The organism is Curtobacterium sp. SP.BCo (assembly GCF_051903265.1).
In the GTDB taxonomy this organism is placed as follows: Bacteria; Actinomycetota; Actinomycetes; order Actinomycetales; family Microbacteriaceae; genus Curtobacterium.
On record NZ_CP194337.1, the window covers coordinates 793,767 to 819,443 of the forward strand.

Annotated in this window: 20 protein-coding genes; 14 read left to right on the plus strand and 6 right to left on the minus strand. The window is 67.6% G+C overall.

The window, feature by feature from the left end; genetic code table 11:
* Window positions 1–41 precede the first annotated feature (41 nt).
* The 3 genes from ACRQ4B_RS03890 to ACRQ4B_RS03900 are packed head-to-tail and all read left to right on the plus strand — an operon-like array spanning window position 42 to window position 3,742.
* Complete coding sequence (locus tag ACRQ4B_RS03890) at window positions 42–1,400, plus strand: ImmA/IrrE family metallo-endopeptidase (RefSeq protein WP_439693374.1); 1,359 nt, start codon at window positions 42–44, stop codon at window positions 1,398–1,400.
* Window positions 1,401–1,432: 32 nt separating this feature from the next.
* Window positions 1,433–3,073, plus strand: a complete 1,641-nt coding sequence (locus ACRQ4B_RS03895) for an adenylosuccinate synthetase (RefSeq protein ID WP_439693375.1) — start codon at window positions 1,433–1,435, stop codon at window positions 3,071–3,073.
* A gap of 3 nt (window positions 3,074–3,076) precedes the next feature.
* The gene (locus ACRQ4B_RS03900; protein WP_439693376.1) at window positions 3,077–3,742 is read left to right on the plus strand and encodes a DUF7002 family protein; all 666 of its coding nucleotides are present in this window, start codon (window positions 3,077–3,079) and stop codon (window positions 3,740–3,742) included.
* 75 nt (window positions 3,743–3,817) lie between these two features.
* Here ACRQ4B_RS03900 and ACRQ4B_RS03905 read toward each other — a convergent pair whose 3' ends face one another.
* A complete protein-coding gene (locus ACRQ4B_RS03905; protein ID WP_439693377.1) occupies window positions 3,818–3,973 on the minus strand; it encodes a hypothetical protein in 156 nt (51 codons plus the stop codon).
* Between the two features lie 164 nt (window positions 3,974–4,137).
* Here ACRQ4B_RS03905 and ACRQ4B_RS03910 point away from each other — a divergent pair, with 164 nt between their 5' ends.
* The 6 genes from ACRQ4B_RS03910 to ACRQ4B_RS03935 all read left to right on the plus strand — a co-directional run bounded on the left by ACRQ4B_RS03910 (window position 4,138) and on the right by ACRQ4B_RS03935 (window position 12,406).
* Complete coding sequence (locus ACRQ4B_RS03910; RefSeq protein ID WP_439693378.1) at window positions 4,138–5,286, plus strand: Shedu immune nuclease family protein; 1,149 nt, start codon at window positions 4,138–4,140, stop codon at window positions 5,284–5,286.
* 1,036 nt (window positions 5,287–6,322) lie between these two features.
* Complete coding sequence (locus ACRQ4B_RS03915) at window positions 6,323–7,162, plus strand: hypothetical protein (protein ID WP_439693379.1); 840 nt, start codon at window positions 6,323–6,325, stop codon at window positions 7,160–7,162.
* A 311-nt stretch (window positions 7,163–7,473) separates the two neighbouring features.
* Window positions 7,474–9,174, plus strand: a complete 1,701-nt coding sequence (locus ACRQ4B_RS03920; RefSeq protein WP_439693380.1) for a DUF4041 domain-containing protein — start codon at window positions 7,474–7,476, stop codon at window positions 9,172–9,174.
* Between the two features lie 514 nt (window positions 9,175–9,688).
* The gene (locus ACRQ4B_RS03925; protein ID WP_439693381.1) at window positions 9,689–9,874 is read left to right on the plus strand and encodes a hypothetical protein; all 186 of its coding nucleotides are present in this window, start codon (window positions 9,689–9,691) and stop codon (window positions 9,872–9,874) included.
* Window positions 9,875–10,265: 391 nt separating this feature from the next.
* Window positions 10,266–11,495: a glycoside hydrolase family 76 protein gene (locus ACRQ4B_RS03930; protein ID WP_439693382.1), complete on the plus strand. Its 1,230-nt coding sequence runs from the start codon at window positions 10,266–10,268 to the stop codon at window positions 11,493–11,495.
* 17 nt (window positions 11,496–11,512) lie between these two features.
* Window positions 11,513–12,406: an ROK family protein gene (locus ACRQ4B_RS03935; protein WP_439693383.1), complete on the plus strand. Its 894-nt coding sequence runs from the start codon at window positions 11,513–11,515 to the stop codon at window positions 12,404–12,406.
* On the opposite strand, the gene ACRQ4B_RS03940 is transcribed toward ACRQ4B_RS03935, so the two are convergent.
* Window positions 12,396–14,171 (minus strand): class I mannose-6-phosphate isomerase, encoded by a 1,776-nt coding sequence (locus ACRQ4B_RS03940; protein ID WP_439693384.1) that lies wholly within the window; start codon window positions 14,169–14,171, stop codon window positions 12,396–12,398. The genes ACRQ4B_RS03935 and ACRQ4B_RS03940 overlap by 11 nt on opposite strands.
* A gap of 134 nt (window positions 14,172–14,305) precedes the next feature.
* Entirely contained in the window at window positions 14,306–15,340 is a 1,035-nt protein-coding gene (locus ACRQ4B_RS03945; protein ID WP_439693385.1) for a LacI family DNA-binding transcriptional regulator, read from the minus strand.
* Window positions 15,341–15,467: 127 nt separating this feature from the next.
* On the opposite strand from ACRQ4B_RS03945, the gene ACRQ4B_RS03950 reads away from it, so the two are divergent.
* The 5 genes from ACRQ4B_RS03950 to ACRQ4B_RS03970 all read left to right on the plus strand — a co-directional run bounded on the left by ACRQ4B_RS03950 (window position 15,468) and on the right by ACRQ4B_RS03970 (window position 22,949).
* The gene (locus tag ACRQ4B_RS03950) at window positions 15,468–16,739 is read left to right on the plus strand and encodes an ABC transporter substrate-binding protein (RefSeq protein ID WP_439693386.1); all 1,272 of its coding nucleotides are present in this window, start codon (window positions 15,468–15,470) and stop codon (window positions 16,737–16,739) included.
* Window positions 16,736–17,686 carry a carbohydrate ABC transporter permease gene (locus ACRQ4B_RS03955; RefSeq protein ID WP_439693387.1) on the plus strand — a complete coding sequence of 317 codons (951 nt, stop codon included), beginning with the start codon at window positions 16,736–16,738 and terminating at the stop codon, window positions 17,684–17,686. The genes ACRQ4B_RS03950 and ACRQ4B_RS03955 overlap by 4 nt, the downstream gene beginning before the upstream one ends.
* Before the next feature lie 14 nt (window positions 17,687–17,700).
* Entirely contained in the window at window positions 17,701–18,519 is an 819-nt protein-coding gene (locus ACRQ4B_RS03960) for a carbohydrate ABC transporter permease (RefSeq protein ID WP_439693388.1), read from the plus strand.
* A 53-nt stretch (window positions 18,520–18,572) separates the two neighbouring features.
* Window positions 18,573–21,713 carry a glycoside hydrolase family 38 C-terminal domain-containing protein gene (locus tag ACRQ4B_RS03965; protein WP_439693389.1) on the plus strand — a complete coding sequence of 1,047 codons (3,141 nt, stop codon included), beginning with the start codon at window positions 18,573–18,575 and terminating at the stop codon, window positions 21,711–21,713.
* Window positions 21,714–21,836: 123 nt separating this feature from the next.
* Window positions 21,837–22,949 carry a 5-methyltetrahydropteroyltriglutamate--homocysteine S-methyltransferase gene (locus tag ACRQ4B_RS03970; protein ID WP_439693390.1) on the plus strand — a complete coding sequence of 371 codons (1,113 nt, stop codon included), beginning with the start codon at window positions 21,837–21,839 and terminating at the stop codon, window positions 22,947–22,949.
* A gap of 72 nt (window positions 22,950–23,021) precedes the next feature.
* Here ACRQ4B_RS03970 and msrA read toward each other — a convergent pair whose 3' ends face one another.
* The 3 genes from msrA to aztD all read right to left on the minus strand — a co-directional run bounded on the left by msrA (window position 23,022) and on the right by aztD (window position 25,668).
* Window positions 23,022–23,543, minus strand: a complete 522-nt coding sequence (msrA, locus tag ACRQ4B_RS03975) for a peptide-methionine (S)-S-oxide reductase MsrA (RefSeq protein WP_439693392.1) — start codon at window positions 23,541–23,543, stop codon at window positions 23,022–23,024.
* 81 nt (window positions 23,544–23,624) lie between these two features.
* Window positions 23,625–24,446 carry an aldo/keto reductase gene (locus tag ACRQ4B_RS03980; RefSeq protein ID WP_439693393.1) on the minus strand — a complete coding sequence of 274 codons (822 nt, stop codon included), beginning with the start codon at window positions 24,444–24,446 and terminating at the stop codon, window positions 23,625–23,627.
* 52 nt (window positions 24,447–24,498) lie between these two features.
* The gene (aztD, locus tag ACRQ4B_RS03985) at window positions 24,499–25,668 is read right to left on the minus strand and encodes a zinc metallochaperone AztD (RefSeq protein ID WP_439693394.1); all 1,170 of its coding nucleotides are present in this window, start codon (window positions 25,666–25,668) and stop codon (window positions 24,499–24,501) included.
* Window positions 25,669–25,677: the final 9 nt, after the last annotated feature.

A 25,677-nucleotide genomic window follows, 5' to 3' on the forward strand; every position in this document is an offset into this window, starting at 1 on the left:
ATACTTGCCGACGCGCCATCGTTCGCACCTAAAGTGAGGCCGTGAACCAACGGCAGTGGACGAACGAGTCTGTGCGTGCGATGGCCGCAGGGCGAGATCCGCTGCAGGCCGCGAGCGACGCCGCCGCGCAACTCCTCGCCGAAGCTGAGCGGCTCGGGGTCGCAGGGCCGCCGTTGGACGTGTTCGCCTTCGCCGCCGAGAAGGGGATCAAGCTTCGCGCGCGGTCCGATCTCACCGACGCGCAGCTCTGTACAGACGACAGCGGACTGACGATTCGCTACAACCCGAACCGTCCTCGGGGTCGGCTCCGTTTCAGCATCGCCCATGAACTTGCCCACGCCGTGTTCCCCGATGCCGCCGAGCAGCTCCGACATCGAACCCCAACCGGCGCAGTGGACACCGCGGGTGACACGGACAGTTGGGAGCTGGAACTCGTCTGCGATGTCATCGCAGCGGAACTACTGCTCCCCGAGCGTGCCGTCCAAGGAATCTTGAACGTCGATCCGGACATCGACTTCCTCATGGAGGTCCGACGTCGATGGGACGTTTCGACAGAGGCGATGCTTCGTCGGGTGACCAGCGCAACTCCCCGGCCGCTCGTACTGGTTGCAGCGTCACGCCCCGGCGATGGCAGTGACACCAGCGTCCGCGTCGACTATGTGGTGCGCTCGGAATCGGCGGCGGCTAAGCTACCCGGGCTTTTCCACGGCGCGACGCTCGCTGACGTCGCACCGGTACTCGCCTGCACCGCGGTAGGGCAAACCAGCCGTGGCGACGCCACAATCGGTGGTGACCCCTTCTACGTCCAGGCGGTTGGCACGCCGCCGTACCCGGGACAACGGTGGCCTCGCGTGCTCGCCCTCATCGAACCGGCTGATGCGCGGCGAACGGAACCGAACCTGTCGTTCGTCACGGGGGATCTCCTCGACGTTGACGGGGATGCGCCGGTTGTGTTTGCCCACGTCGTCTCCGACGCGATGCGCGGTTGGGCTCGTTTCGGGGTCGCTGGTGCCCTCGGACGAGCGTTCCCTGACTTCGCGGGGGCATACCGGTCGTGGACGTTGGCTCATCCGGATCATCTGCAGCTTGGGTCCATGCATTACGTCAGCCGCGATGTTGGCGGCCGCCCAACTGGAGTGGCAAGCCTTGTGGTGCAGTCCGGGTTTGGTCGCGGCTCCACGGACCGGCTCCATTACGACGCCCTGGACACAGCCCTCAAGCAGCTCCGTGTAGAGGCGACACGGGCCGATGCAGTCGTGCACGTACCCCGATTGGGGGCAGGCCGAGCCGGTGGGCGATGGGACAGAGTGGAAGAGTTGCTCAGCGCCAACTTGGTGCAGGAGGGGGTCCCGGTCGTGGTGCACACCCTCCCGGCCGGAACGCCAGGGGGTTCCAGGTGAGTGCGATACTTCCCGACCCGGACGACGCTGACGTGCAGGTCGAACCACGCATCGTTGCCCTCAGCGGGCCGGTCGGATCGGGGAAGACGACCCTGGCGCGCAGTCTGGCGACGAAGTTCAACGCCGTGCACATCCGAACGCAGGACCTGATGGCGGATGCGGCGGTCGGCTTGGGCGTCGTCCTGGAACCCGAACGTCGTGCGATGCAGAAATTCGGCGAACAGCTCGACCGGGACACCGACGAGCGGTGGGTCGCCGACCAGATCGCGAAGTTCGTGGCTGGGGAAGGAGCGCGCGGCGCGCTTCTCATCGTCGATGCTGTTCGCACGCTCCGCCAGGTTGATGCGCTGCGGGAAGTGTTCCCCGCAGCCGTGACCCACATTCACGTGCACGCTCCGGAAGCCGTGCTCACGCAGCGATACCAGAACCGTCACGACAGCGGCTTCGCCGAGCTCAGCAGCTATCAGGACGTTGCCGAAGATCCAACCGAAGCGAACGTCGTCACGCTCACCGGCGATGCGGACATCACCATAGACACCCACCGGTGTTCTGAACTGGATGTCCTCGCGCGAGCGACGGCAGCGTTGAGCCTCTACCCCTCACATGCGGACCGCTTGGTCGATGTCTTCATCGGCGGTCAGTACGGCAGCGAGGGAAAGGGCAACATCGCCTACCACCTCGCGAACGAGTATGACCTGCTGATGCGAGTCGGCGGCCCGAACGCGGGCCACAAAGTCCCGACAACTCCGCCCTACACCCACCGGCTCCTGCCTTCAGGAACGCTCGGAAACCCGCGCGCGAAGCTCGTCATCGGACCGGGTGCGACCCTGGACCTGAAGGTCCTGACGCAGGAAATCGCGGACTGTTCCGTCGAAGCCGCGCGGCTTTCAATCGACCCGCAGGCGATGATCATCGAACCTGCGGACCTCGAGAAGGAAGCCGAGCTGGTCGAGACCATCGCGTCGACCGGAAAAGGTGGAGGAGCGGCCGCGGCACGTCGCATCATGGGACGGCACGGCGGGGCCGACCCGAACGTTCGGCTGGCCAAGGACGTCACGGAGCTCAGCGCGTACGTCCGTTCCACGGCAGACATTCTCGAGGCAGCGTTCCGCGACGGCAAGAAAGTCATGCTTGAGGGAACGCAGGGCACGCTTCTGAGCCTGTTCCACGGCTTCTACCCCTGGGTGACGAGCCGGGACACGACAACCGCCGCATGCCTGTCCGAAGCGGGCATCGGCCCGCACCGGCTCCGCAAGGTCGTCATGGTGGTGCGCACCTACCCCATCCGGGTCGGTGACCCACCGGCGTCCGCTGCTACGTCAGGTGTGATGGGTGCAGAGATTGACTGGCGCGATATCGCTGAGCGTTCCGGCCTCAACGAAGAAGAACTGCGTGACACCGAGCGAGGTTCCGTCAGCGGCAGCAAACGACGGGTGGCGGAGTTTGACTGGAACCTCCTGCGTCGCGCGTCCGAACTCAACGGCGCCACGGATATCGCGTTGACCTTCGCCGACTACCTCAGCGCTGAGAACCTCCACGCTCGACGATTCGACCAGCTGACGGACGAGACCATCCGGTTCGTCGAGGAAGTGTCTCGAGTCGGGGGCGCCCCTGTGTCGTTGATCGCAACGGGATTTGATAACCGCGCCCTGATTGACCGAAGAGAGTGGTAACCCATGGACCTTGACCATCTCATCGAGCTGCATCCGCAGCTGTTTCACATGGCTGAGGCGCGCAGTTGGCCGGCCATAGCGGAGCACGGGCTCCTCCCGACGCGAACCATCGTGGAGACGTCCGACCTTGGCGAGCAGGAAAGGTCGGAGCTGCTCGATCAGCGGCGTGCAACGTCGGTTCGCATCCCGCATCCGCAGCTCGGCGAGGTCGTCGTCCGCGACCAGGGGCCGCTCAACCTGGCGCACTTGGAGCCGAAACTCATCGATGTTTCAGTGCAGGGCTGGCTAGACATCCTCAACGAACGGGTCTTCTTCTGGCTCCACCCGGACAAGCTCGCCGGCTTGTTGACGGCGCGCCGGTACCGGAACAGTGTCCAAGACGTTTTGACGGTGGACACGAGGAGTCTGCTGGAGTCGGCGGGGGAGCGTGTTCGACTCTCGCCCATCAACTCAGGCGCTGCCCTGTACCCGAACGCGACACCTCGCGGTTCGGAGACGTTCCTGCCGATCGCTGACTACGACTACGAGGCTCGGCGACGTGCCCGCGGCTCGGTTAACGCGATTGTCGAACTCGCGGTCATCGGCGGCGTTCCGGACATCGCGGAGCACGTTGTGTCGGTTCGCCGGATGCAGGGACTCGAGGAAGTCGGTGAGTACTCGTTGGGCTGAGCAGCTTAATGCGCTGCACTCTTCGATGTCGGAGCAGGCGCGGCCGCATCGCCGCTCGCGCTGCCGCCTACGGTCTCACTCCACGAACTGCGCGATGATGGCGGCGCCTTCCTGTTGCGTGCGTTCGAGCACCGGGATGAGCAGCGCGAGCCCGGTCTGGCGCAGAACGCAACTTGCCACACCCGCGGCGCCAAACACTCCGCGGTCGATCCGGACGCGGTCAAGCAGCACTTGCGGTGATAGAGCCCGGTCGTACAACGACCTTTTCCGACGTCAACCGCTCTGGACTCACGGAGCACACCGGCGTCCCATAGCCTATAGGATCACGAGAGATTGGACAGCGCATGCCTCGAGTGGGTTTCGGCGAATGGGCACGTCAGATTGATGACACCGAGGTGTTCGACCTCGCTGCGCATTCACTTGAGGACTTGGAAGTCCGCCGAGGAAATGAACGGCTTAGCTACTTCTACGACACCGCCAGGCGCACCCTTATAAAGCGGTTCCTTCTTGCCCGACGACCGCAGGTCGACTTATACGTCGAAGTGACGTTGGTGACCAGCGGCGACCGATTCACGCCGCGCTTCCGGTTCTGGAAGAAGAACACTAAGACGGGTAAGCCGGTCGAATTGTCCGAGTCGGACCCGGCGGCGCACCTCATCAAGTCTTCCGTAGACACCACGGACGGGCACGAGAACCTCATGACGTTGCTGAAGTTCATCATCAACCTCGAGAGCATCGACTCAGGACCGGACGTGCATCGCTTGGTCGCGCAGACAGATGACGAGCTCCTAGATGCGATGCGTCTGCGCGACCGAGCAGACGCGGTCACCATCGTTCAGCGTGTACTTGACTCGACGCTCACGGACCGTGAAATCGCGCTCATCGATGGGCGGAAGGGACACGTTGAACGGTTCGAGCGGCTGTTGCACGACAGCACGTTCTTCGAAACGGAGCGGGCAAGTCTGGGCAAGGGACCGGAAGCCCTATGGCAGGACTTCTTCGAATCGGCCCCGTGGATCTTCGGTTACGGACTGAGCCTGGTGTGGCACGACTCGATCGCCGACGGGAAGCTCGAACGGATCACAACCGGCGCAAACATCTGGGACGGCGCCGGGAAACGAATCGACGCGCTGATGCGCTCCCGGGCTGTCATCAGCACTCTGCTGTTTTGCGAGATCAAGCGCCACGACTCTGATCTGCTGGCATCCACACGGTATCGCGAACCCGATGTTTGGGTGGCGAGCAAGGAACTCGTTGGCGGCGTCGCACAGCTGCAGAAGACCGTCCGGAAGGCTATACGCGAGTTCAAGAGGCAGGTCGAAAGTCATACTGAAGACGACGGAACGCCGACGGGACTTGACTTCTCAACGACACGACCTCGCCAGGTATTGGTGATCGGGGATCTCGCTGAGTTCAAGTCTGAGCACGGAATCAACGGCGAGAAGGTGGAGTCATTTGAGCTCTTCCGTCGCTCGAACAACGACGTAGAGGTCGTCACGTTCGACGAACTCTACGAGCGTGCACGATTCATCGTCGAAGGATGACGCCTACTCGGAGTCGCACACCCGCCAAACCGACGCTGAGAGAACCATTGCTACTCGATGTGGATGTCCTTCGAGGAGGGCTTCCCACAGCCTGATGCAGCGCGGCCAGCGCGTCCGGGTCAAGTTCGGGCTGAAGGTCTACATCGTGGGGGTACTGGTCGGCGAACCAGTCTCTGACTGAGACGGGGCGGGTTGTCCGCAGGAACCCCTGGTCAGCAAGGTGGTTCGCTGACGCAAAGGAAAAATTGGGAAGCGGTAGGGGATACCGCCGTGTCATGGCGGGCGACGGATCCGCGGCGCCATGCGGAAAGCTGGAGATACGTGAATCGCCCGCCACAGAAAACCCCCGTTCACGCGTGGGTTTTCTTTTTTCTGGGAGCGCCCGTGGTGCGTCTTTGGTGCACTCTCCTGCGCGCACGACTCCGCACCGTGGCTGCCTCGTCCTCGGCGGCATGGTCAGCCAGAGTGCGTCCGACCCGGTGTCCTAGGCGCACTCGCCCGTTCCTCGAGTGTGCGCAGCGAAGCGCAAGCCCTCCCGTCAGTCTCCACTTACGGGCCGCGCCACTGTGTTGCGCCGCTGAAGCTCTAGATGAGCGCACAGATGTATGGCAGGGGCCCGAGGGTGATCCTAGAACCACAGGCGCTCAGCCAGCCGCGACTGTGGCGCAGGGGCATACCTCAGAGCCGCATCGGGAACGCGACTGGACCACGCCCTGTAGAAACAGATGAGATACCATCAGGTCTGGCGATGGCGCCCAGGACAGACGGAGCTCCTTCAATGAGCATCTGGACCGATTTCGGTTTTAGGGACAACCTCTACGCGACACCACCCCTGCAAGGCGCCGCTGAAGGGTCTATGTTGCTTGTGGGTCGTGAATCCGAAGTCTCACGTTTGCGCACGCACTCGGGTTCCCTCGACACGCATGCCTCCATGGAGGGAGACAACGGCGTTGGAAAAACGAGCCTTGTGACTGTCGCGGCGTATAGGGCAATGGTGGCACACGGACTCGGGGAGTAGGATGATCTCTTCCTTCCTTTGGTCGAACCATTTCAGTTGGGGACTGAAGGTGATTTTGAGGAGGAAGTACTCTTCGTCATAGCGCGTTCGATCATTCAATACGAGGCCGCGTTCACTGCTGCTGGGAAGAAGCTCCCCAAGCTGGACGATGTCCGCATCTGGCTGGATAACCCCATACTTCGAGGAGGAGGCGGGGGAGGGTCAGCGCTGGGCTTCGGTGCAAACGCTTCTTACAGTCAAAGCACCAATTCTGGCGGGTTTTCAAAGTCTGGCTTCCGCGACACAGTCAAACAGTGGCTAACTTTGATCTTCCCGGACAAATCTGATGGCGCTTTCATCGGCGTGATAGACAATCTAGAGTTGCTGGAAACGTCAACGGAGGCCCGTAGGGCACTGGAGTCCATGCGGGACACAGTATTGGCGCTTCCAGGTGTCAAGTGGGTGCTCTGCGGAGCGAATGGGATTGTTCGTAGCTCTGTTGGTAGCCAGCGCCTGACGGGCGTAGTTGGCGACCCCATTCAAGTTGCGCCTCTGGGTACCGACGACATTCCAGTCGTTATCGAGCGTCGCATCGAAGCGAACCGCTTGCGTGCTGATGCCATTGCTCCAGTTGAACCACTTGGCTTCGCCCATTTTTATCAAGTTGCGGGCCGGAACGTCCGAATTGCTCTGAAGCACGCGCAAGACTTCTCGATTTGGCTTCATGGGAACAACGGACCACAACTGTCTTCCGAGGATCGGCTGCAGCTCCTCGAAGTATGGCTCGCTGAACAGGCGTCGCTCTACGAAGCGGACACCACTTCATTGACACCCACAGGGTGGAACTTCTTCGACTCGGTACTTGCGTTTTGGGGGTAGCTGTTCGCCCGGGGAGTTCGCAAAGTTTGACTTCAACTCGACACAGGCAATGCGTCCTTATGTGAAGCAGCTTGAAGACGCGAATCTAGTGCACCGCACTGTCGACGAGTCAGATCAACGCCGCAGGACGATCGTAGTGACTGCGAACGGCTGGCTAGTTCACTACAAGCGATCCGGTTACTCGCTCGCTTGAATTGGTCTGACATAAGAGCGCGGTATCGGCGTCGGTCGACCTGACGCCACTGTCCGCGTCGGATGGGGCACCCGGACCGGGGGGTGTCGACTGTTGCTGTGCTCCGTAAGCTGAAGCAATGTCAGCAGCACCTGCCGGTTGGTACGACGATAAGGATCCGCGGTTCGTCCGCTACTGGGACGGCCAGAGGTGGACCGAGCACGTGCAGCTCAAGCAATTGGCACCAGCTGATCGCGGTAATGAGCCTTCGGGTACCGGTGGCTCGGCCGCTCCGAAAACGCGTCGTGCTGCCCGAGCCGCCGGGCAGTCGCCGCGTACGGCGGTCCCCTCGGCGCGGGAGAAGCCGGTTGAGAAGTTGTCGAAGCGGGAGGCGCGAGAGCGTTTACGGGCCGCCGAGGCCCGGATCGAGGCGGGCGAGGCGGTTGTTGCCCGCTACCAGATGCGCGAGTTCGACGATGTCGATGCGTACCGGGCCGAGCAAGAGCGTCAGCTCGCAACCCTTCGAGCGGAGTTCGAGGCCGAGCAGCTGCACGCACGCGAGCTCTGGGCGAAGGCACAGACCGATGCACGCGAACGGTTCGCCGCTGAGCAGGCGGCCGAGCGGCTCACGGGAGAGCAAGCGATTCGGACCGCCGAGGATCGCGTTCGTGCCGCTGAGCAGCAAGCTCAGGAGGCACGCGCGACGCGCGACGAGGTCAACGCCGGCATTAGTGCCCGAAGAGCAGAGCTGGTCGACTTGACCGCCGCGGTTGAACTACAGGCGGTCGGGCTCTTCGACTTCGAGAACCCAGCCGCCTCGTCAACGGAGCTTGCGTCGAAATTGGAAGCGCTGCGCTACCGCATCAAGAACGCAGTTCGCGACAAGCGCGCGGTGACCACGGCCCCACGATTCACGTTCAACAACTCCGAAGCACAGGGTCGGAAGTTCATGACGGACATGGCGAAGGTACTGCTGCGTGCCTACAACGCGGAAGCGGAGAACGCCATCAAGGCCACTCGAGCTGGCAACTTGCACGTCGCACAGACGCGGCTCAGCAAGGCCGCGGAGCAGATCGCGAAGAGCGGCACCATGATCGATCTTCGCATCGAACCGAGCTACCACCAGATGCGGCTTGAGGAGATCGCCCTCGCCAACGAGCACCTCCAGACGGTGCAGGCGGAAAGGGAACGCGAGCGAGAACGTCGAGCGGAACTCCGCGAGCAGCAGCGCGCTGCCGCTGAACTGCAAGCCGAGCACGACCGACTCGAGAAGGAACGCCAGCACTACCTATCCACCCTCGCCGCGTTGCAGGCAAACGGCGACGCGGAAGGTGCCGCGCGCGTCCAAGCGCGACTTGAGGACGTCGACCGCGCCATCACCGATGTCGACTATCGAGCAGCCAATGTGCGAGCGGGCTACGTGTACGTGATCTCCAACGTCGGAGCGTTCGGGGAACGCATGGTGAAAATCGGCATGACGAGGCGCCTGAAGCCGATGGACCGCGTCATCGAACTCGGCGACGCGTCAGTGCCGTTCCGCTTCGACGTGCACGCGTTATTCTTTGCAGACGACGCTGTCGGAGTGGAAACGATGCTGCACCAGACGTTCGCGAACCAGCGGGTGAACAAGGTCAACCTCCGACGCGAGTTCTTCTACGTCACGCCGGCCGAGGTGCTTGACGCCCTCAAGAGCCATGCAGTCGAGCTGGTCGAGTATACCGTGGAGCCCTCCGCGGAAGAGTTCCGGACGAGTGAGCTTGCGGCTGACACGTCCACACCATCGCCTCCGAGCGGCGGATCGATGTCGTACGTGGGATCCGTCGCTTCAGCCGAAGACTGAGTTGGTCGAGGCGCATTCAGTGAGGCGGGCCAACGCCCGGTGACATAACTCCGCCAGATCGGCGGCAACGAGAACAGCCGGCCACCCTGTCGGGCAGCCGACGCCAACGGCAACCAACTCCCCACGTCGTACGCGGTCAACCCCGGCTCGAACGTGGTCACGCAGCACGTGGACACGTCCGACGCCGCGTTCCTGGTGACCGCGGACCCGTCCACCGGATGTGGTGTCGGATGGTGCTCGGTGTACTTCAACCGCAGTGAGACGAACGCCATCGCTGCTGGTGGACCTGCTGGTGTGGGAGCGCTGACCGCGGGATGCACCCTCCTCGGCACACCTGTCGTCGGAGGTGTCTGCGCCCTCGTCAGCGGTGCGATCACCGCATTCGCGCAGGGTGCGAACGCGAACAAGAACTGCCTCGGTCTCATCGGCTCCGGACTCCCCGGGACTCCGCTCTCCGGATGGAACCCGTTCGTTCTCGACAAGAGCGCCAGCCAGTGCAAGTAAGGACGGTCTGATGTCTCCTCGCAGCTACAAGATCACCCTCGCCGTCCTCGGCGTGGTCAGCCTCATCCTCGTGCCGTTCCTCGTGCTCGGCATCCTGCCTGCGGAGGTCGGCACTGTCGCCCTCGCCGCGGTGGTCGCCTGGGTCATCTACGGAGCGATGAACTCCAAGTTCGCTCGGAGCTCGAGCCGCCAGTAGGCACGGCCCTTGGAGCGACCCTCAGCCAGACCGGCTGAGGGTCGTTCTTTCTTGCGGCGAAGCGGTTGTCCGCGTGCCGGCTCAGCGTCCACGCCCGCTTCCGGTCATCGTCGGCAGCCGTTGCGCGTCCACGACGCGGGCCCGAGCGTCCTCGTCGATCGAGACACGGACGACTTCGACTGCGCTGTCGCGCAGCGCTTCGGTCGGCCATGCCGTCGGTCGGAGCCGTCCCGCCTGAGGACGCTTCGTGATGCCGCATTGCGTCCGTCTCCACCGTCGGACGGGAGGCGCGGTGCGGGCCTGCACCGCGCCTCCCGTCCGCTGGTGGCCCGTCTTGTGGTGTGGTCGGCCGGGTCGTATGGTAACGATACCAACGACTAGAGGAGCAACGATGCTCAGCTCGAAACAGACGACGACCACCCGCGCTGTTCGTCTCACCGCCACCGCGATCGTCGTCGGCGCACTCGCCGCCGCGGCACCACACGCGGCCGACGCCGCGACCGCTGCCCAACCGACCACTCCGGACCCGGTCTGGCAGCAGCGCGCCAGTGCGACCTACGACGCCATGCAGGACAACCTGTACACCGGGGCCGCGGGTCACGGGCTGTACCGCGAGAACACCGACACGACCACCGGCAACCCGTACTCCTTCCTCTGGGAGTACCGCGAGGCCACGCAGGCCGCGCTCGACCTGCAGGGGATCGACGGTGTCGGTCCGGCGTACGCGAACTCCGCCGCGGCGCGCATCGACGGGTTCCAGCACTACTCCGCCGTCGCACCGGGCGGCCGCCCCGGGTACGAGTCGTACCTCCCGGCGCCGCTCGGCGGCGGTGGAGACGTCTACTACGACGACAATGCAGTCGTGGGGCTCTCCTTCGTCAGCCAGTACCAGGCGACCGACGACGGCGCGTCGCTCGACCACGCGCGTGCGGCGTTCGACGTGGCGGTCCGGAGCTGGAACGAGGATTCGACGCTGACGTGCCCCGGGGGCTCCGACTGGATCGACCGCCCGGACAACACGACCCGCGCAGCAAACGTCACCGGTCTGACCGCGCAGCTCGCGGCGCACCTCTACGAGGAGACGAAGGACCCGTCGTACCTGCGGTGGAGCACGAAGCTGTACGACTGGAACAACCGGTGCCTCAAGCAGTCCGCCGGGCTCTACGAGAACAGCCGCGACGACGACGGCACCGTCAACCCGACGCTGTGGACCTACAACTCCGGCGCGATGATCGGCACGGCGACGATCCTCTACCGGACGACCGACGACCCGAAGTACCTGCGCCAGGCGACCGCCGCCGCGCGTGCGTCGCTGCGGTACTGGAGCACTGACAGCCGACTCCAGCAGCAGCCGGCGGTCTTCAACGCGTTCTACTGCAAGGATCTCCTGTTGCTCGACTCCGTGCAGCACGACCCGTCCTACCGGGCAGCTGCCGAGCAGTGGGCGACGGCGACGTGGCGGGACAACCGTGACCCGGCGACCGGCCTGTTCCACTTCCAACCGAGCGGCGGCGGCGACCCCGACTGGGCGCGACCGGCAGCGACGCTCGACCAGGCGGCGATGATCCAGGTCTTCGCGGTGCTCGGGTGGTCGTCGGACCGCCTCGGGGACGTGAGTTGAGCGAACGGTCCGGCAGCGTGGCCCCCGTCGGCGTCATGGACGTCGGCGGGGGCCACGTCACGGCTGCGCTCGTCGATCCCGGGTCGGCGAGCGCGGTCCTGGTCGAGCGGGGCGCTCCGGTCGACCCGCACGCGGGGCGCGACGAGCTCCTCGATCAGCTCGCCGCTCCCGGCCGAGTGCTGGCCGAGCGCGTGACACTCGCCGGGTGGTCGATCGCGATGCCCGGTCCGTTCGACGCCGAGGCGGGGACGGGCACGTTCGCCGGCGTCGACAAGTTCCGGTCGATCGCCGGGATCGATCTCCGCGCCGCCCTCGCCGCTCGACTCGGAGTCGTTCCGGGAGCGGTCCGGTTCGTGAACGACGCCGTGGCGTACGGCATCGGCGAGTGGTCCTCTGGTGCTGGGGTGAGTGCGCACCGGATGGTCTGCATCACGCTCGGGACCGGGGTCGGCTCGGCGTTCCTCGTCGACGGCGAGGAGGTCAGGAGCGGCCCGACGGTGCCGGAGGAGGGGGAGGTGCACCGACTCACGATCGACGGCCGCCCGCTCGAGGACACGATCTCCTCGCCCGCGATCCGACGTGCCGACCGTGCGCGTTCTGGTCGGGAGCGGACGGTCGAGGAGATCTGCGCCGCCGCGAGGGCCGGCGACCAGGGAGCGCACGACGTCGTCACGTCGGCGATGCGCGCACTGGGAACGGCGCTGCAGCCGTGGGTGGCGCGGTTCGACGCCGACCGGGTCGTCGTCGGCGGCTCGATCGCACGGTCGTGGGACGTCATCGAGGCGCCGCTCCGCGCGGGGCTGGCGCTGGACGACCGCGGTGCACTGGTGCGGGCGGCGCTCGGCACCCGGGCACCACTCGTCGGCGCCGCGTCGGCGTGGGCGAGTGGTGCCCGCAGGCTCAGTCGCTGAGCCCCGTCCCGCGGACCGAGGCCTTCACTGTGCCGAGGCGCTGCCCCACTCCGCGACCGCAGGGACGGATCGTGTACCGGCCGACGCTCGCGGGGACGATGAACGTCTCGGCGTAGTGCACGACGAACGGCTCGAACGCGCCGTCCGGGCTCTCGACGACGGCTTCGGCGCCCTCGACGAGGTTGAGGACGTTGACGGTGCCGTCGGTGTCGTGCGGGACGACGTCCTCGAACCAGTGCCGACGGACCTCGATGAACTCCAGCTCGTGCAGCCCGGTGCGTTCCTCGACCCAGCCGTCTCCACGCGCGACCTCGGTCACCTGGTCGACGAGCTCGTCGCGGGCGAAGTCGCTGCGGCGGTCCCACTGGATGTTCGCGAAGGCGTGGTCGAGGTGCACCGGACGCGGGACCCCGTCGAGGCCGACCCGTCCCCAGTCCCACATCTTGAAGGTGAAGATGTACGGGGTCGCGGAGATCTCGAGGACCATCGAGTCCGCTCCGGAGCAGTGCACGGTGCCCGCCGGGATGAGGAAGTGGTCGTGCTTCTTCGCCGGGAAGGTGTTCACGTAGCGGTCGGCCGGGAACGGCTCCTCGCCGGACGACGCGGTCCGCAGGGCTGCCTGCATGCCCTCGGGGTCGGCGTCGTCCCGGACGCCGAGGTACACGACGGCGTCGTCCGCCGCATCGAGCATGTAGTAGCTCTCGTCCTGCGTGTAGGGCATCCCGAAGACGTTCTGCATGTAGTCGGTGAGGGGGTGGACCTGCAGGGAGAGGTTGCCGCCCGCCATGGTGTCGAGGAAGTCGAAGCGGATCGGGAACTCCGCGCCGAACCGGGCGTACGTCTTCGCGCCGAGCAGCTCCCGCGGATGGCGGAACACCAGGTCGAGCGCCGGGAGTTCGACGACGGTGTCACCGATCCGGAAGAGCAGGCTGTTCTCCTCGGGGACGCAGTCGAAGCACCAGGCGTAGTTGTCGGCGTCCCCGACCTCCAGGACCTCCTTCATCCACTGCCCGCCCCACACCCCGGGATCGAAGAAGGGGACCACGCGGAAGGGGCGACGGCTCGCGAGCTCCAGGCCCGCGAGGAAGGTCTCGGCCGCGACGAGCTTCGCGTCCGCCATCGAGCCGTTCGCGTCGAGGAACAGGTCGATCCGGTCGAACAGGTGGCGCTTGTGCCGATCGGCGACGCGCCACTCGACGAAGTAGCCGCGCTTGACCTTGCGGAGCTGGTCCTCGTCGGCGTTGTCCGCCCGCCAGTTCGGCGCTCCGGCTCGCTGCCGGCGCTGGATCTCCCAGCGCGCCAGGTCGGCGAGCACCACGGTGTCGAACGCCGTCGGCACGAGCGTCGCGCCCCAGCCGATGACCACGACGGGACCCTGCGCCGCACGGACCTGCTCGGCGACCTCGGCGAGACGGGACGCGTCGTAGAAGTCGGTGAGCACCTGGTGCCCGAGGACGCCGAAGACGCGGTCGTCGGTGAGGTTCGCGGCGATGCGCTCCTCGATGACGGCGTTCGGCAGGGCGGCCGCGGCCTCGACGTCGATGACGAGGGCGTCCGGGGCGACGGTCGTGAGTTCGTGGCAGAGGCCGTCCAGATCGCTCCCCGGGTACGTGTCCACTGCCATGACGTGCCGACCGGACAGGCGTGCGGCGAGCTGCTCCCACGCGTCCCCGCCGCTCCAGGCGGCGTGTCCCGATGGGAGGTCGATGGTGGGTGCCTTGTCGTACTCGCCGACGGTCACCCCGGTGGGCAGGAAGGTGGACATGGGGCCCCTTTCGCGCTGATAACGTTACCAACACTACCGCGGGAGGGGCGCCGGGACGCAAGCCGGGCCTCCAGGTCGCCCGGGGCGGACCGGATGCACGTTCGGAGCCGGACGGGGAGGAACCGATCCCGCGCTCAGTGGTGGACGATGTGCACCGGCAGCTCCACCAGCCGGGGCGGCTCGCCGTCGGCGGACGCGTCGAGCCGCGACAGCAGCATCCTGGCCGCGACGCGGCCGAGCTCTGCCGGATCGTGGTCGATGACCGACAGTGGGATCGGTGCCATGTCCGCGAAGTCGAACGAGTCGAAGGCGAACAGGCGTGGCGGCGAGGCGACGGTGCCGTCCGCCACGGCCTTCGCGATGGCCCGGATCGCGCCGACGCTGATCCGGTTGTTCGCGGCGAACACGGCGGTCGGCGCGTCCGGGCGCTCGAGCAGGCGTCGCGTCGCCCGCTCGGCGGTGTCCGTGTCCTGCAGTTCGAGCACGATGAGCGAGTCATCCGGCTTGACCCCGTGCGACGCGAACGCGGTCCGGAATCCGGCGAGGCGGCGCTGGCCGGTCGACACGGTGACCTTGTTGCCCAGGAAGGCGATCCGCCGGTGCCCGTCGTCGAGCATGAGCGAGGTCGCGTCCCGTGCGCCGTGCACGTCGTCGATCAGGACGGCGTCGGCGGCGACGTTCTCGACCGTGCGTGAGGCGAGGACGAGCGGGACGTCGTGGAGGCGATCGGCGGCGAACCGGTCGGCATCCGCTCCGGCCGGGACGACGATGAGCCCCTCGACCTGCCGGCCGAGGAAGTCCGACAGGAGTTGTCGCTCGAGGTCCGGGTCCTCGTTGGTGGTGCCGACCAGGATGCGGCGACCGGTGCCGGCGACGACCTGCTCGATGCCCTGCACGACGCCGGCGTAGTACGGGTTGCCGATGTTCGTGATCATCACGCCGACGAGCCCCGAGCGCTGTCCGGGCCGGAGGCTCCGGGCGTTCTCGTTCCGGTGGTAGCCGACCTCGGCGATGACGCGCTCGACGTGTTCCCGGAGCGCGGGTCGCACGTTCTTGCCGCCGGAGAGCACCCGGGAGACCGTCATCGGGCTGACCTCGGCCACCCGCGCGATGTCCTTGACGGTCATCGTGGGCTTCCGGCTCGGTCCGGACCCCGCGGCTGCCTGCATGTGTCCCTGTATACCGGACAACCCACTTGCGGCTGGTCCCGTGCCGTGTATGCTCCCGTTGGTAACGTTATCAATTCACCGTCGAATGGAACGCCCGATGCCTGACCCGTTCTCCAGAGGGCCTGCCGTGACCCGACGCACCGCACTCGCGCTCGGCGGCGGCGGCCTGCTCGCGATGACCCTGGCCGCCTGCGCCAGGGGCTCCGACACGCAGCCGTCGGCTCCGGGCACGGTCACCCTGAACAGTGACAACCCCACGTGGGGCCCCGGCTACGCCGCAGCCTCTGCGGCGCTCGCGAAGCGCATCGGGTACCGCATCACGTCGCGGTCCATCGCGAGCGTGAACAACTACACGCAGGTCATCCGCATGACGGCGCAGACCGACAGCACCACCGACCTCATCAAGTGGACGAACGGGTACCGGCTGCAGGACATCGCCCGCGCCGACATCCTGACCGACCTCAACCCGGTGTGGGACGCCGCCGTCGAGCGCGGGTGGGTGGACCCGGCGCAACGCGAGTCGTTCAGCTACCGCGGCAAGGCGTACGGGGTCCCGCTCTACAAGAGCTACTACGCCGTGTTCTACAGCAAGAAGGCGTTCGCCGAGCACGGCATCGACGTGCCGACGACCTTCGACGAGATGCTCGACGCGGCGCAGCGGTTGAAGGACGCCGGCATCACGCCGTTCCTCTCGCCCGGTGCCACGACGTGGGAGGCCGAGATCTGGTTCATGCAGCTCCTGGCCTCGATCGACCCGGACTACTACAAGGCCGTCACGACGGACAAGGCCAGCTACACGGAGGCCCCGGCACAGCAGGCGATGGACCTCTGGTCGTCGATGTACGCCGAGGGGTTCTTCTCGGCGCCCGACGTCACGTCGAACGACCTGCCCGGCCTCGTGAAGCAGGGCGAGTTCGGCATGATGCTCTACGGCACGTGGTTCGCGAACACGCTCCTCGCCGCGGGGCTGAGCGACGCGGACATCGGGTTCTTCCGGGTCCCGCCGCGCGGATCTGCGGCTCCGGCGATCGTCGTCGAGAGCGGGTCGCTGTCGGTCCCGGTCAAGGCGCACCGGCACCGTGCAGCGGTCGAGGTCGCCGAGAACTGGCTCGCGACCGACGTGCAGACGGCCTGGGTCGGGTTCCTCGGGGACACCAGTCCGAACCCGCACGCGCTGCCGAAGTCGAACCTCGTGAAGGTGCTGGCGAAGGACATCGCCGACACGAAACCCGTCGAGCTCACCCGCTACTGGGAGGCCTCGCCGACGCCGCTCATCGAGGGCAACGTGCAGGACCTCGGGTCCTTCATGGTGAATCCCTCGAAGTCGAACGGTGCCGCCACCCTGCGCTCCATGCAGAACCGAGCAGTGACCGAGTGGAAGACCTGGAACGACGCATGACGCTCACACAACCGCCCGTCCCCGACACGGTGCTCGACCAGGAGGCCCGGCCCACCGACCGCCGTCGGCCCGCGTCGACGAGACGGTCACCGATCAGGGCCCGCCTCACCGGGGGTGCGTTCCTCGCCCCGTCCGTCGTGCTGGTGGTCGCGCTGCTCGTCGTCCCGTTCCTGTTCACGATCTCCCGCAGCTTCTTCAACGACAACGGGTTCGCCCGGAGCTGGGTCGGGATCGAGAACTACCGCGCGATGTTCGCCGACCCCGCGTTCGGCCAGTCCGTGCTGAACACGTTCCTCTGGGTCGTGGGCACGCTGCTGCTGCCCGTCGGCATCGGTCTCGCGATCGCCGTCGGGACCTGGAAGCTGAAGCTCGGCGGCCTCGCCCGGTTCGCGATCGTGCTGCCGTACGCGATCTCCGGCTCGGCGACCGCCGTGGTCTGGACGTTCATGCTCTCGACGGACGGTGGCCTGGACACGCTCCTGCGGTTGTTCGGCCTCGACGGGCTCGTCTCGCAGTGGCTGCTCCAGTGGCCGCTGAACACGTTCATGATGATCGTCGCGACGACCTGGCAGGCCACCGGCGCGTGCGTGATCCTGTTCCTCGTCGGGCTCCAGTCGATCCCACCGAACACGCTCGAGGCCGCCCAGATCGACGGCGCGTCCGGGTGGCGGCTGTTCTGGTCGGTGACGTTCCCGCAGCTGCGCCCGATGACCGTCGTCGTGGTGGGGATCTCGATCGTCGGCAGCCTCAAGGTCTTCGACCAGGTGCTGCTGCTCACGAACGGCGGCCCCGGGACGGCGTCCGAGACGCTCGCGCTCACCATGTACCGCGAGACGTTCACGCTCTCGCGGTACGGATCGGGTGCGGCGGTCGCCGTGTTCCTGACGCTCGTGGTCGTCGTGGCTTCATGGGCGTACCTCCGCCGGCAACTCCGACCCACCGACTAGCTGGAGCCGTCCCGATGACGAAGACCTCTCGCCGCATCCTGGCCGTCGTGCTGACGGTCGTGTCACTGATCTGGCTGATCCCGTCGTACCTGCTCGTGGTCAACGCGTTCACGAAGAGCGCCGACTACTCCGGCACCCCGTCGTGGTGGCCGACCTCGTGGTCGCTGTTCGACAACATCGCCACCGCGTTCCAGAACGCGAACGTCGGGCAGGGCATGCTGAACAGCCTGCTGTACTCCGTCGTCGGAGCCGGCGCCGCGGTGTTCATCGCCGCCTTGGCGTCGTTCGCGGTGACGATCATGCCCGTGAAGCGCCCGACGTTCTGGTTCTGGGTGATCTACATCGGCACGATCCTGCCGCTGCAGGCCTTCCTGTCGCCGCTGTTCACCGGGTACGCCGCGGCATCGCTGTTCGACACGCAGTACGGCATGCTCCTCGTCTACGTCGCGCTGACGATCCCGTTCGCGTTCTTCGTGGTGCGCGGGCACATGACCGGCCTGCCGAACGAGGTGCGGGAGGCGGCGTCGCTCGACGGTGCCGGATGGGTCCGGATGTTCTTCCAGGTCCACCTGCCGCTGTCGACGAGTGCCCTCCTCGCCGCGTTCGTGTTCCAGTTCACCTGGATCTGGAACGACCTGCTGTTCGGCCTGACGCTGTCGTCGAGCCCGAACATCCGGCCGGTGATGGCCACGCTGGCCGACCTGACCGGCAACTACTCCACGTACGGGCCGCCGGTGGCGCTCGCCGGGGCGCTCGTCGCGTCCCTGCCGACGGTCATCGTGTTCTTCGCCTTCCAGCGGTTCTTCGCCCGCGGGCTCAACCCGACCGCCTGACCCAGACCCCGTTCCCCAGCACTCCGTCCAGAAGCAGAAGGAAGTCCGTCTCGATGACCGAACCCGCCCTCGTCTCCGCGCAACCCTGGTCCCACCTGGAGGCCCGTGACGGCCTCCTCGACCGGGCCACCGTCGTCGCCGTGACCATCGGCGGCACCCGCGTGCGGGTCCTCCCCGAACCGCTCACGGCCGAGCGCGACGGGGTGACGGTGCAGGCCGTGCGACTGCTCGTCGACGGGCAGCAGCCGGACCCGGCCGTCGCGACGCCCATCGAGACGCTCACGGCGACGCTCACCGGGCCTGCCGGGGACCTGGTCGTCGGCACGGCCCCGGCCCCGGACGACACCTCCGTCCGGCTCCTCGTCCGTGCCGTCGACGAGCCGACCGAGGTGACCCTGGCACTGCCCGAGCTCGGTGGCGCGACCGTCTCGTTCGTGCTGCAGCCGCAGCGGGACTGGTCCGTGCACGTCGTGCACCACTCCCACTTCGACTTCGGGTACACCGATCCGCAGACGACGGTGATCTCGTCGCAGCGCTCGTACCTCGACTCCGCGGTGGAGCTCGCCGCGGCCACGAGCGAGTGGCCCGACGCTGCCCGGTTCCGCTGGAACGTCGAGGCGCTGTGGGCGTTCGCCGACTGGGAGCGGCACCGCCCGGCCGCGAAGGTCGCCGAGTTCGTGCGACTCGTGCAGCAGGGGTCGATCGGCCTGAGCGCGATGCCCTACAACCTGCACACCGACACGTGCTCGACCGAGGAGCTCCACGAACTCCTCCGGGAGGCCCGGCGCATCCGCGAGCAGTACGGCATCGACTTCACCACGGCCATGCAGACCGACGTGCCCGGACAGGTCGCGGGCCTGCCCGACGCCCTGCAGGAGGTCGGCGTCCGGTACCTCGCCGTCGCGCACAACTGGGCGGGTCGATCGATGCCGCACCAGAACGGCGCCCTCGAGCTGCCGCGCCTGTTCCGGTGGCGGACGCCCGCCGGCAACTCCGTCGTGGTGTGGATGACGGACAGCCCGCACGGCCTCGCCTACATGGAGGGTCCGATGGTGGGCCTGACCGAGTCGTACGAGGTCGCCGAGACCTACCTGCCCGCCTACCTCACCGCCCTCGCGACCCGCGGCTACCCGTTCCCGCCCGGGGTCTTCGGCGCGCACGGCGAGGAGGCCGAGGGCCGACCGGGGTACCCGTGGGGTGTGCTGCACCTCCGTACCCAGGGTTTCATGGGCGACAACGGCCCGGCGCGGTTGCACCTCTCCGAGATCGTCCGGCGCTGGAACGAGACCTGGACGTCACCGAAGCTTCGCGTCTCGACGAACGAGGACTTCTTCGCCGAGGCGGAGGCGCGGCACGGTGACGAGCTGACCACGGTCGAGGGGGACTGGGGCGACTGGTGGGTCGAGGGAGTCGGGTCCGCAGCCGTCCCCCTCGCCCTCGCGCGTGAGGCGCAGGCGACCGTGAGCGACGCCCGTTCCTTCTCGCAGGCGGCCGCGTGGCTCGGTGGGCAGGCGGTCCCGACGGAGCGCGCGGACTCCGATGCCGCGTACGACGCGATCTCGATGTTCAACGAGCACACGTGGGGCGCGAGCAACTCGTGGACCCACGGCGACGAGGGGTACGACTCGGGGGAGCGGCAGTGGCAGTGGAAGGTCGCGCAGGCGCTCACCGGCCACCAGCGCGGCCGTGACCTCGAGGAGCACGCCCTCGTCTACCTGGCGGACACCGTGGCCACGCCGGACGATGCCCGCGCGGCGATCGTCGTCGCCAACGCGTCCGGGGCCACCCGCACCGGCGTCGTCCGCTTCCTGCTCAAGGAATCGACGGTACCGCTCGACGCACACGTGGCGCTGCGCGACGGCCGCACCGGCGAGCGGCTCGACCCGGTGCTCGAGCCGCAGTCGAACTCCCTGCACCGTGAGTCCGGTCGCTGGGCGACCGTGCAGCTGCGCGATGTGCCCGCGTTCGGCTTCGTCCGGATCGACGTCTTGCACGCGGACCAGGGCGCCGCGGTGCCGCGGACGCACGACGCGCTGACGAGCCCGGCCGCCGACCTGTTCGCGCTCGAGAACGAGTACCTCCGCGTGCTGGTCGACCCGCAGACCTCCACGATCCGTTCCGTCGTCGAGCTGGCGACCGGCCGGGAGATCGTCGAGCAGGACGCCCCAGCCGGGTTCAACGGCTACGTCTACGACGAGTACGGCTCGTCCGGCGCCGGTGTGAACCACCTCTCGAACAAGCTGTGGAGCTCCGACCGCCTCGAACTCCTCGCCAGTCGGACCACTGGCGGTCCGGCGATGCTGGTCGAGCGGGTGTCGGACGCGGTCGAGGAGCGGCTGGTCTACCGGTTCGCGGCCGCCGGCGTGGACAGCGTCACCGTCACGCTCCGTCTCCGGCACGGTGAGCCCCGACTCCGCATCGAGAACCGTCTCGAGAAGCCCGTCACCCGCACGAAGGAAAGCGCGTTCTTCGCGTTCCCGTTCGCCGCCGCCGAGCCCGTCGTCCGGTACGAGGTCTCCGGTGGCGTGACCGGCGACGGCCTGGCGCACGTCCCCGGCGCCCCGCAGCACATGCGCGCTATCCGGAACTGGGTCAGCGTGGAGGAGGCCGACGACGCGGTGGTGTGGGTCACGAAGGACGCTCCGCTCGTGCACCCCGGGACGATCTCGTTGCCGTACGCGCCGTTCCCCGCCAGCACGAGCCCGGCGCGGGCGGCGACCGTCTACTCGTGGCTGCACAACAACGTGTGGGACACGAACTTCCCGATCGAGCAGGGTTTCACCGCGACCTTCGAGTACGCGATCGGGGTCCGTTCGCACCCGGCCGAACCGGTCGAGGCGGTGGCGGTCCGGACGACAGCCGACCTGGTCCGACCGCTCTCGGCCGTTCCCGCCTCCGGCTCGGGTGGTGCCGGTGCGGCGTCGGCCGAGCTCCTCACGATCGGCGACCCGCGCGTGCGGCTCGTGTCCGTGGTGGCCGGCGACGACGACAGGACCTCCATCGTGCGACTCCAGTCGCTCGCGGACGTCCCCGTCGACGTCGAGCTCGCCTTCGGGGTCCACGTGGCGACGGCTGCCCGGACGACCTACCTCGGCGACGGGACCGGCGAACCGGTCACGCTGGACGCCGGCGTCGCGCGGACGACACTCGCGCCGTTCGAAGCGGCGGCGGTCAGCATCGTCACCACGGTGTGAACCGCGGTGCGGCCCGGCGGCGAGCCGGGTCGCACCGGGACGCCGTCCGGTCGGAGACGACGGAGCACCTCGGCGCTGAGGCCGGCTGAGGTCCGCCTGATTCCACATCGGTACCATCGACGGATGCGCCAGCACCCGCCGTTCCGCGCCGACCTCGTCGGCAGCCTCCTCCGCCCGGCCACCGTGCAGCGCGCCCGGACCGCCCGCGCCGAGGGACGCATCGACGACGCAGCGCTCCGGGCCGTCGAGGACGACGCGATCCGGGACCTGATTGATGCGCAGCGCGACGCCGGACTGCAGCTCGCCACCGACGGGGAGGCTCGCCGCGCGTGGTGGCACCTCGACTTCTGGGGCGGTCTCGACGGCGTCGAGGTGGTCGAGCTCGACCACGGCATCGCCTTCCAGGGCGTCACCACCACGCCGAAGGGCATGCGCGTGTCCGGCCCGGTGTCGTTCCCGGCCGATCACCCCTTCGTCGCCGATGCGGCGTTCGTCGTCCGCGAGGCCGCTGCCCGTGGGCTCACCGCGAAGTTCACGATCCCGTCGCCGACCGTGTTCGACTTCCGGCTCGACGCCGACCAGATCCGCACCGAGCACTACGCCGACCGGGACGCCATCACCGACGACCTCGTGCGGGCGTACCGCGACGCGATCGCCGCGCTGTACGCCGCCGGGGTCCGGTACCTGCAGCTCGACGACACGGCGTGGGCGTACGCCTGCTCGGACGACGAGATGGCGAAGGCCCGTGCGCGCGGCATCGAGACGGACGGCATCGCCGAGCGCTTCGCGTCGATCGTCCGTCGCGTGCTCGACGGCCGCCCGGAGGACCTCGTCGTCACGACGCACGTTTGCCGCGGCAACTTCCGGTCGACGTGGATCGCGTCGGGTGGGTACGAACCGGTCGCCGAACAGCTGCTCGGTCACACCGGGTACGACGGCTTCTTCCTGGAGTACGACACCGATCGCGCCGGCGGCTTCGAACCGCTGCGGTTCCTGCCGGCGGGCGACCAGGTCGTCGTGCTCGGGCTCGTCACCTCGAAGACCGGCGAGCTCGAGGACCCGGCGGTCGTCGAGCAGCGGATCCGCGATGCGGCCGCGTTCGCGCCGCTCGGGCAACTCGCCCTCAGCCCGCAGTGCGGGTTCGCGTCCACCGAGGAGGGCAACACCCTGTCCGAGGACGAGCAGTGGGCGAAGGTCCGCAGCGTGGTCGCGATCGCGGACCGCGTCTGGCGGTAGACGCACCCACAGGACGGACGGGAGGCGCGGTGCCAATTGGCACCGCGCCTCCCGTCCGCTACCGGGTCACCATCAGACCGAGGCGGTCGCCTCGTCGCGGTGCGGGAGCTTCCACCCCGGGCGCACGAAGTGGCAGGTGTACCCGGCGGGGTACTTCTCCAGGTAGTCCTGGTGCTCCTCCTCGGCCTCCCAGAAGTCGCCGGCGGGCTCGACCTCGGTGACGACCTTGCCGGGCCAGATGCCCGACGCGTCGACGTCCGCGATGGTGTCGCGCGCGACCTGCTCCTGCTCGGGGGTGGTGAAGTAGATCGCCGAACGGTAGCTGCGGCCGACGTCGTTGCCCTGGCGGTCCTTCGTCGACGGGTCGTGGATCTGGAAGAAGAACTCCAGCAGGTCCCGGTACGAGATCACGGACGGGTCGAAGACGATCTCGACGGCCTCGGCGTGGTCGCCGTGGTTGCGGTAGGTGGCGTTCGGGGTGTCGCCGCCCGAGTAGCCGACGCGGGTGCTGATGACGCCGGGACGGCGACGGAGGAGCTGCTGCGCTCCCCAGAAGCACCCGCCGGCGAGGATGGCGGTTTCGGTGGTGGTCATGCTGGCCTCCTTGGGGTCGTGCCGCTGGCTGTGGCACCACGTGGTGCAACCGGCGACGGGGGTGTCGTGTTCCCGGCGGTGTCAGGCGGTGGTGTCCTGCAGGGCGTCGAGGGCTGCGACGTCCTCGGCGGACAGCACGAAGTCGACGTCGGCGTTCGCGGCGATCCGCTCGGGCGTCGTGGACTTCGGCAGCGGCAGGACGTCCTTCTCGAGCAGGTAGCGGATCGCGACCTGGGCGACGGACTTGTCGTACTCCGCCGCGATCTCGGCGATCTGCTCGTTGTCGAGCAGGCCGCCGGTGGCGAGCGGCGAGTAGCCCTCGGTGAGGATGTCGTGCTCGCGGTCGAAGGCGGTCGTCTCGTCCTGCGTGTTGCCGATGAACCAGCGGATCTGGTTGGCGTGCGGGACGACGTCGGTGCGGCCGAGCAGGTCCTCGAGGTCGGCGACCTGGAAGTTCGAGACGCCGATGGAGCGCGTGCGGCCGGCGTCGTACAACTCCTCGAAGACCTTCCAGACCTCGACGTTGCCGTCGCGGTGGTCGGAGCCGATGTCACCCCAGGGCCACGGCGCGTGGATGAGGTAGAGGTCGACCACACCGAGGTCGAGGTTGGTGCTCGAGGTCTCGAAGGCCTCGCGTGCGCCGGCCGCCGTCTTGACCTCGGCGGGCAGCTTCGTGGTGATGAACACGTCGTCGCGGGGGATGCCGCTGTCGCGGACCGCCTGGCCGACGCTGGCTTCGTTGCCGTAGGCGAGCGCGGTGTCGATGTGGCGGTAGCCGAGGTCCAGGGCGGTCTTCGTGGCGTCGTAGGCGTCGTTGCCGGACGGGATCTGCCAGGTGCCGAAGCCGATCTTCGGGATGTGCAGGCCGTTGGACAGGGTGAACGTGTCGATGAGAGCGGGCATGACCCGGACAGTACGCCGCGGTGCTGCGGCGCACTGTCCGGATGTCGGGGTGCTACGCGACGGCGATCTCGTTCGGCACGCCGGGCAGCTCGTCGCTCGAGGCGATGACCTTCCCGCTGGTCAGGTCGACCGCGTGCACCTGCTGCTCGGCCGGGTCGGTGACGTAGGCGACGTCACCGGCCACCTTGAGCGCGGGGTGTGCGTCCTGCCACTCGGTCGGGCCCTCCCACGAGTCGATGACCGGGAACGAGTCGAGCTGGTCGCCGGTGGTCACGTCGAAGGTGTGCAGGGAGCCGTCGGTGCCGAGGACGACGGCCTCGTCCCCGGGGCCGCGCGCCAGGTCGCGGAACGTGTAGGCGACGCCGTCCGGGACGTCGGCGACGGTGTACGTGCCGGCTGCCGCGTCGATGAGGGCGATCTGGTCGAGCAGGTAGCCCTCGCTGTCCTCGTCGTCGTTGTAGTCCCCGACGGCGACGGACGACGTCTCGGTCGTGAAGAGGTTGCCGGTACGGCCGTACTCGGTGGGGGCGTCGATCTTCTCGAACGAGCCGTCCTGGTACACGAGTGCGCCGTCGGTGCAGCCGAACACGGCGACCTCGCCCTCGACCGCGCCTTCGCCGTGCACGTTCGGGCACTCCTCGGACCGGGCGGTCTCCTCGCCGTCGGCGTCCAGCGCGCGGACGCCGCTGCGCGACTCCTCGGTGCCGAGGGTGGTGAGGAGCGTGCCGTCCTGCAGTTCGATCGCGACGCCGTGGTGCGCCGCCTCGGACGTCGTCGTGGTGGTCTCGGGCAGGTCGTCGCCGTCGAGGTCGGTGTTGTCGAACGTGGTGACGTCGCCGGTGCCGTCGGCGAAGAGGGCGGTCCGGTCGCCGTGCACGACCGCGTGCCCGCCGGTGTCGGCCGGGAACACCGCGTCGGTCAGCGCCGGATCCGCCGTCGTGTCGAGCACGCGGAAGCCCGACGGGACGGTGACGAGCACGTGGCGCCCGTCGCCGGCGGGGTTGACGCGGGTGAAGCCGTCGATCGGGTCGTCGGACACCACCTGCAGGTCGTCGTCGAGGACGAGCAGGCCGCCGTCGTAGGTGAGCGTGATGCGCGTGCCGTCGGCGGACGGGGTGCTCGTCCGGGTGGCTCCGGTGTCGGCGGGGCTCGTCGAGCACCCGGTCAGGGTCAGTGCGACGGCGCCGAGGAGCCCCACGGGCAGGATCTTCTTCGTGTGCATGCTCAAACT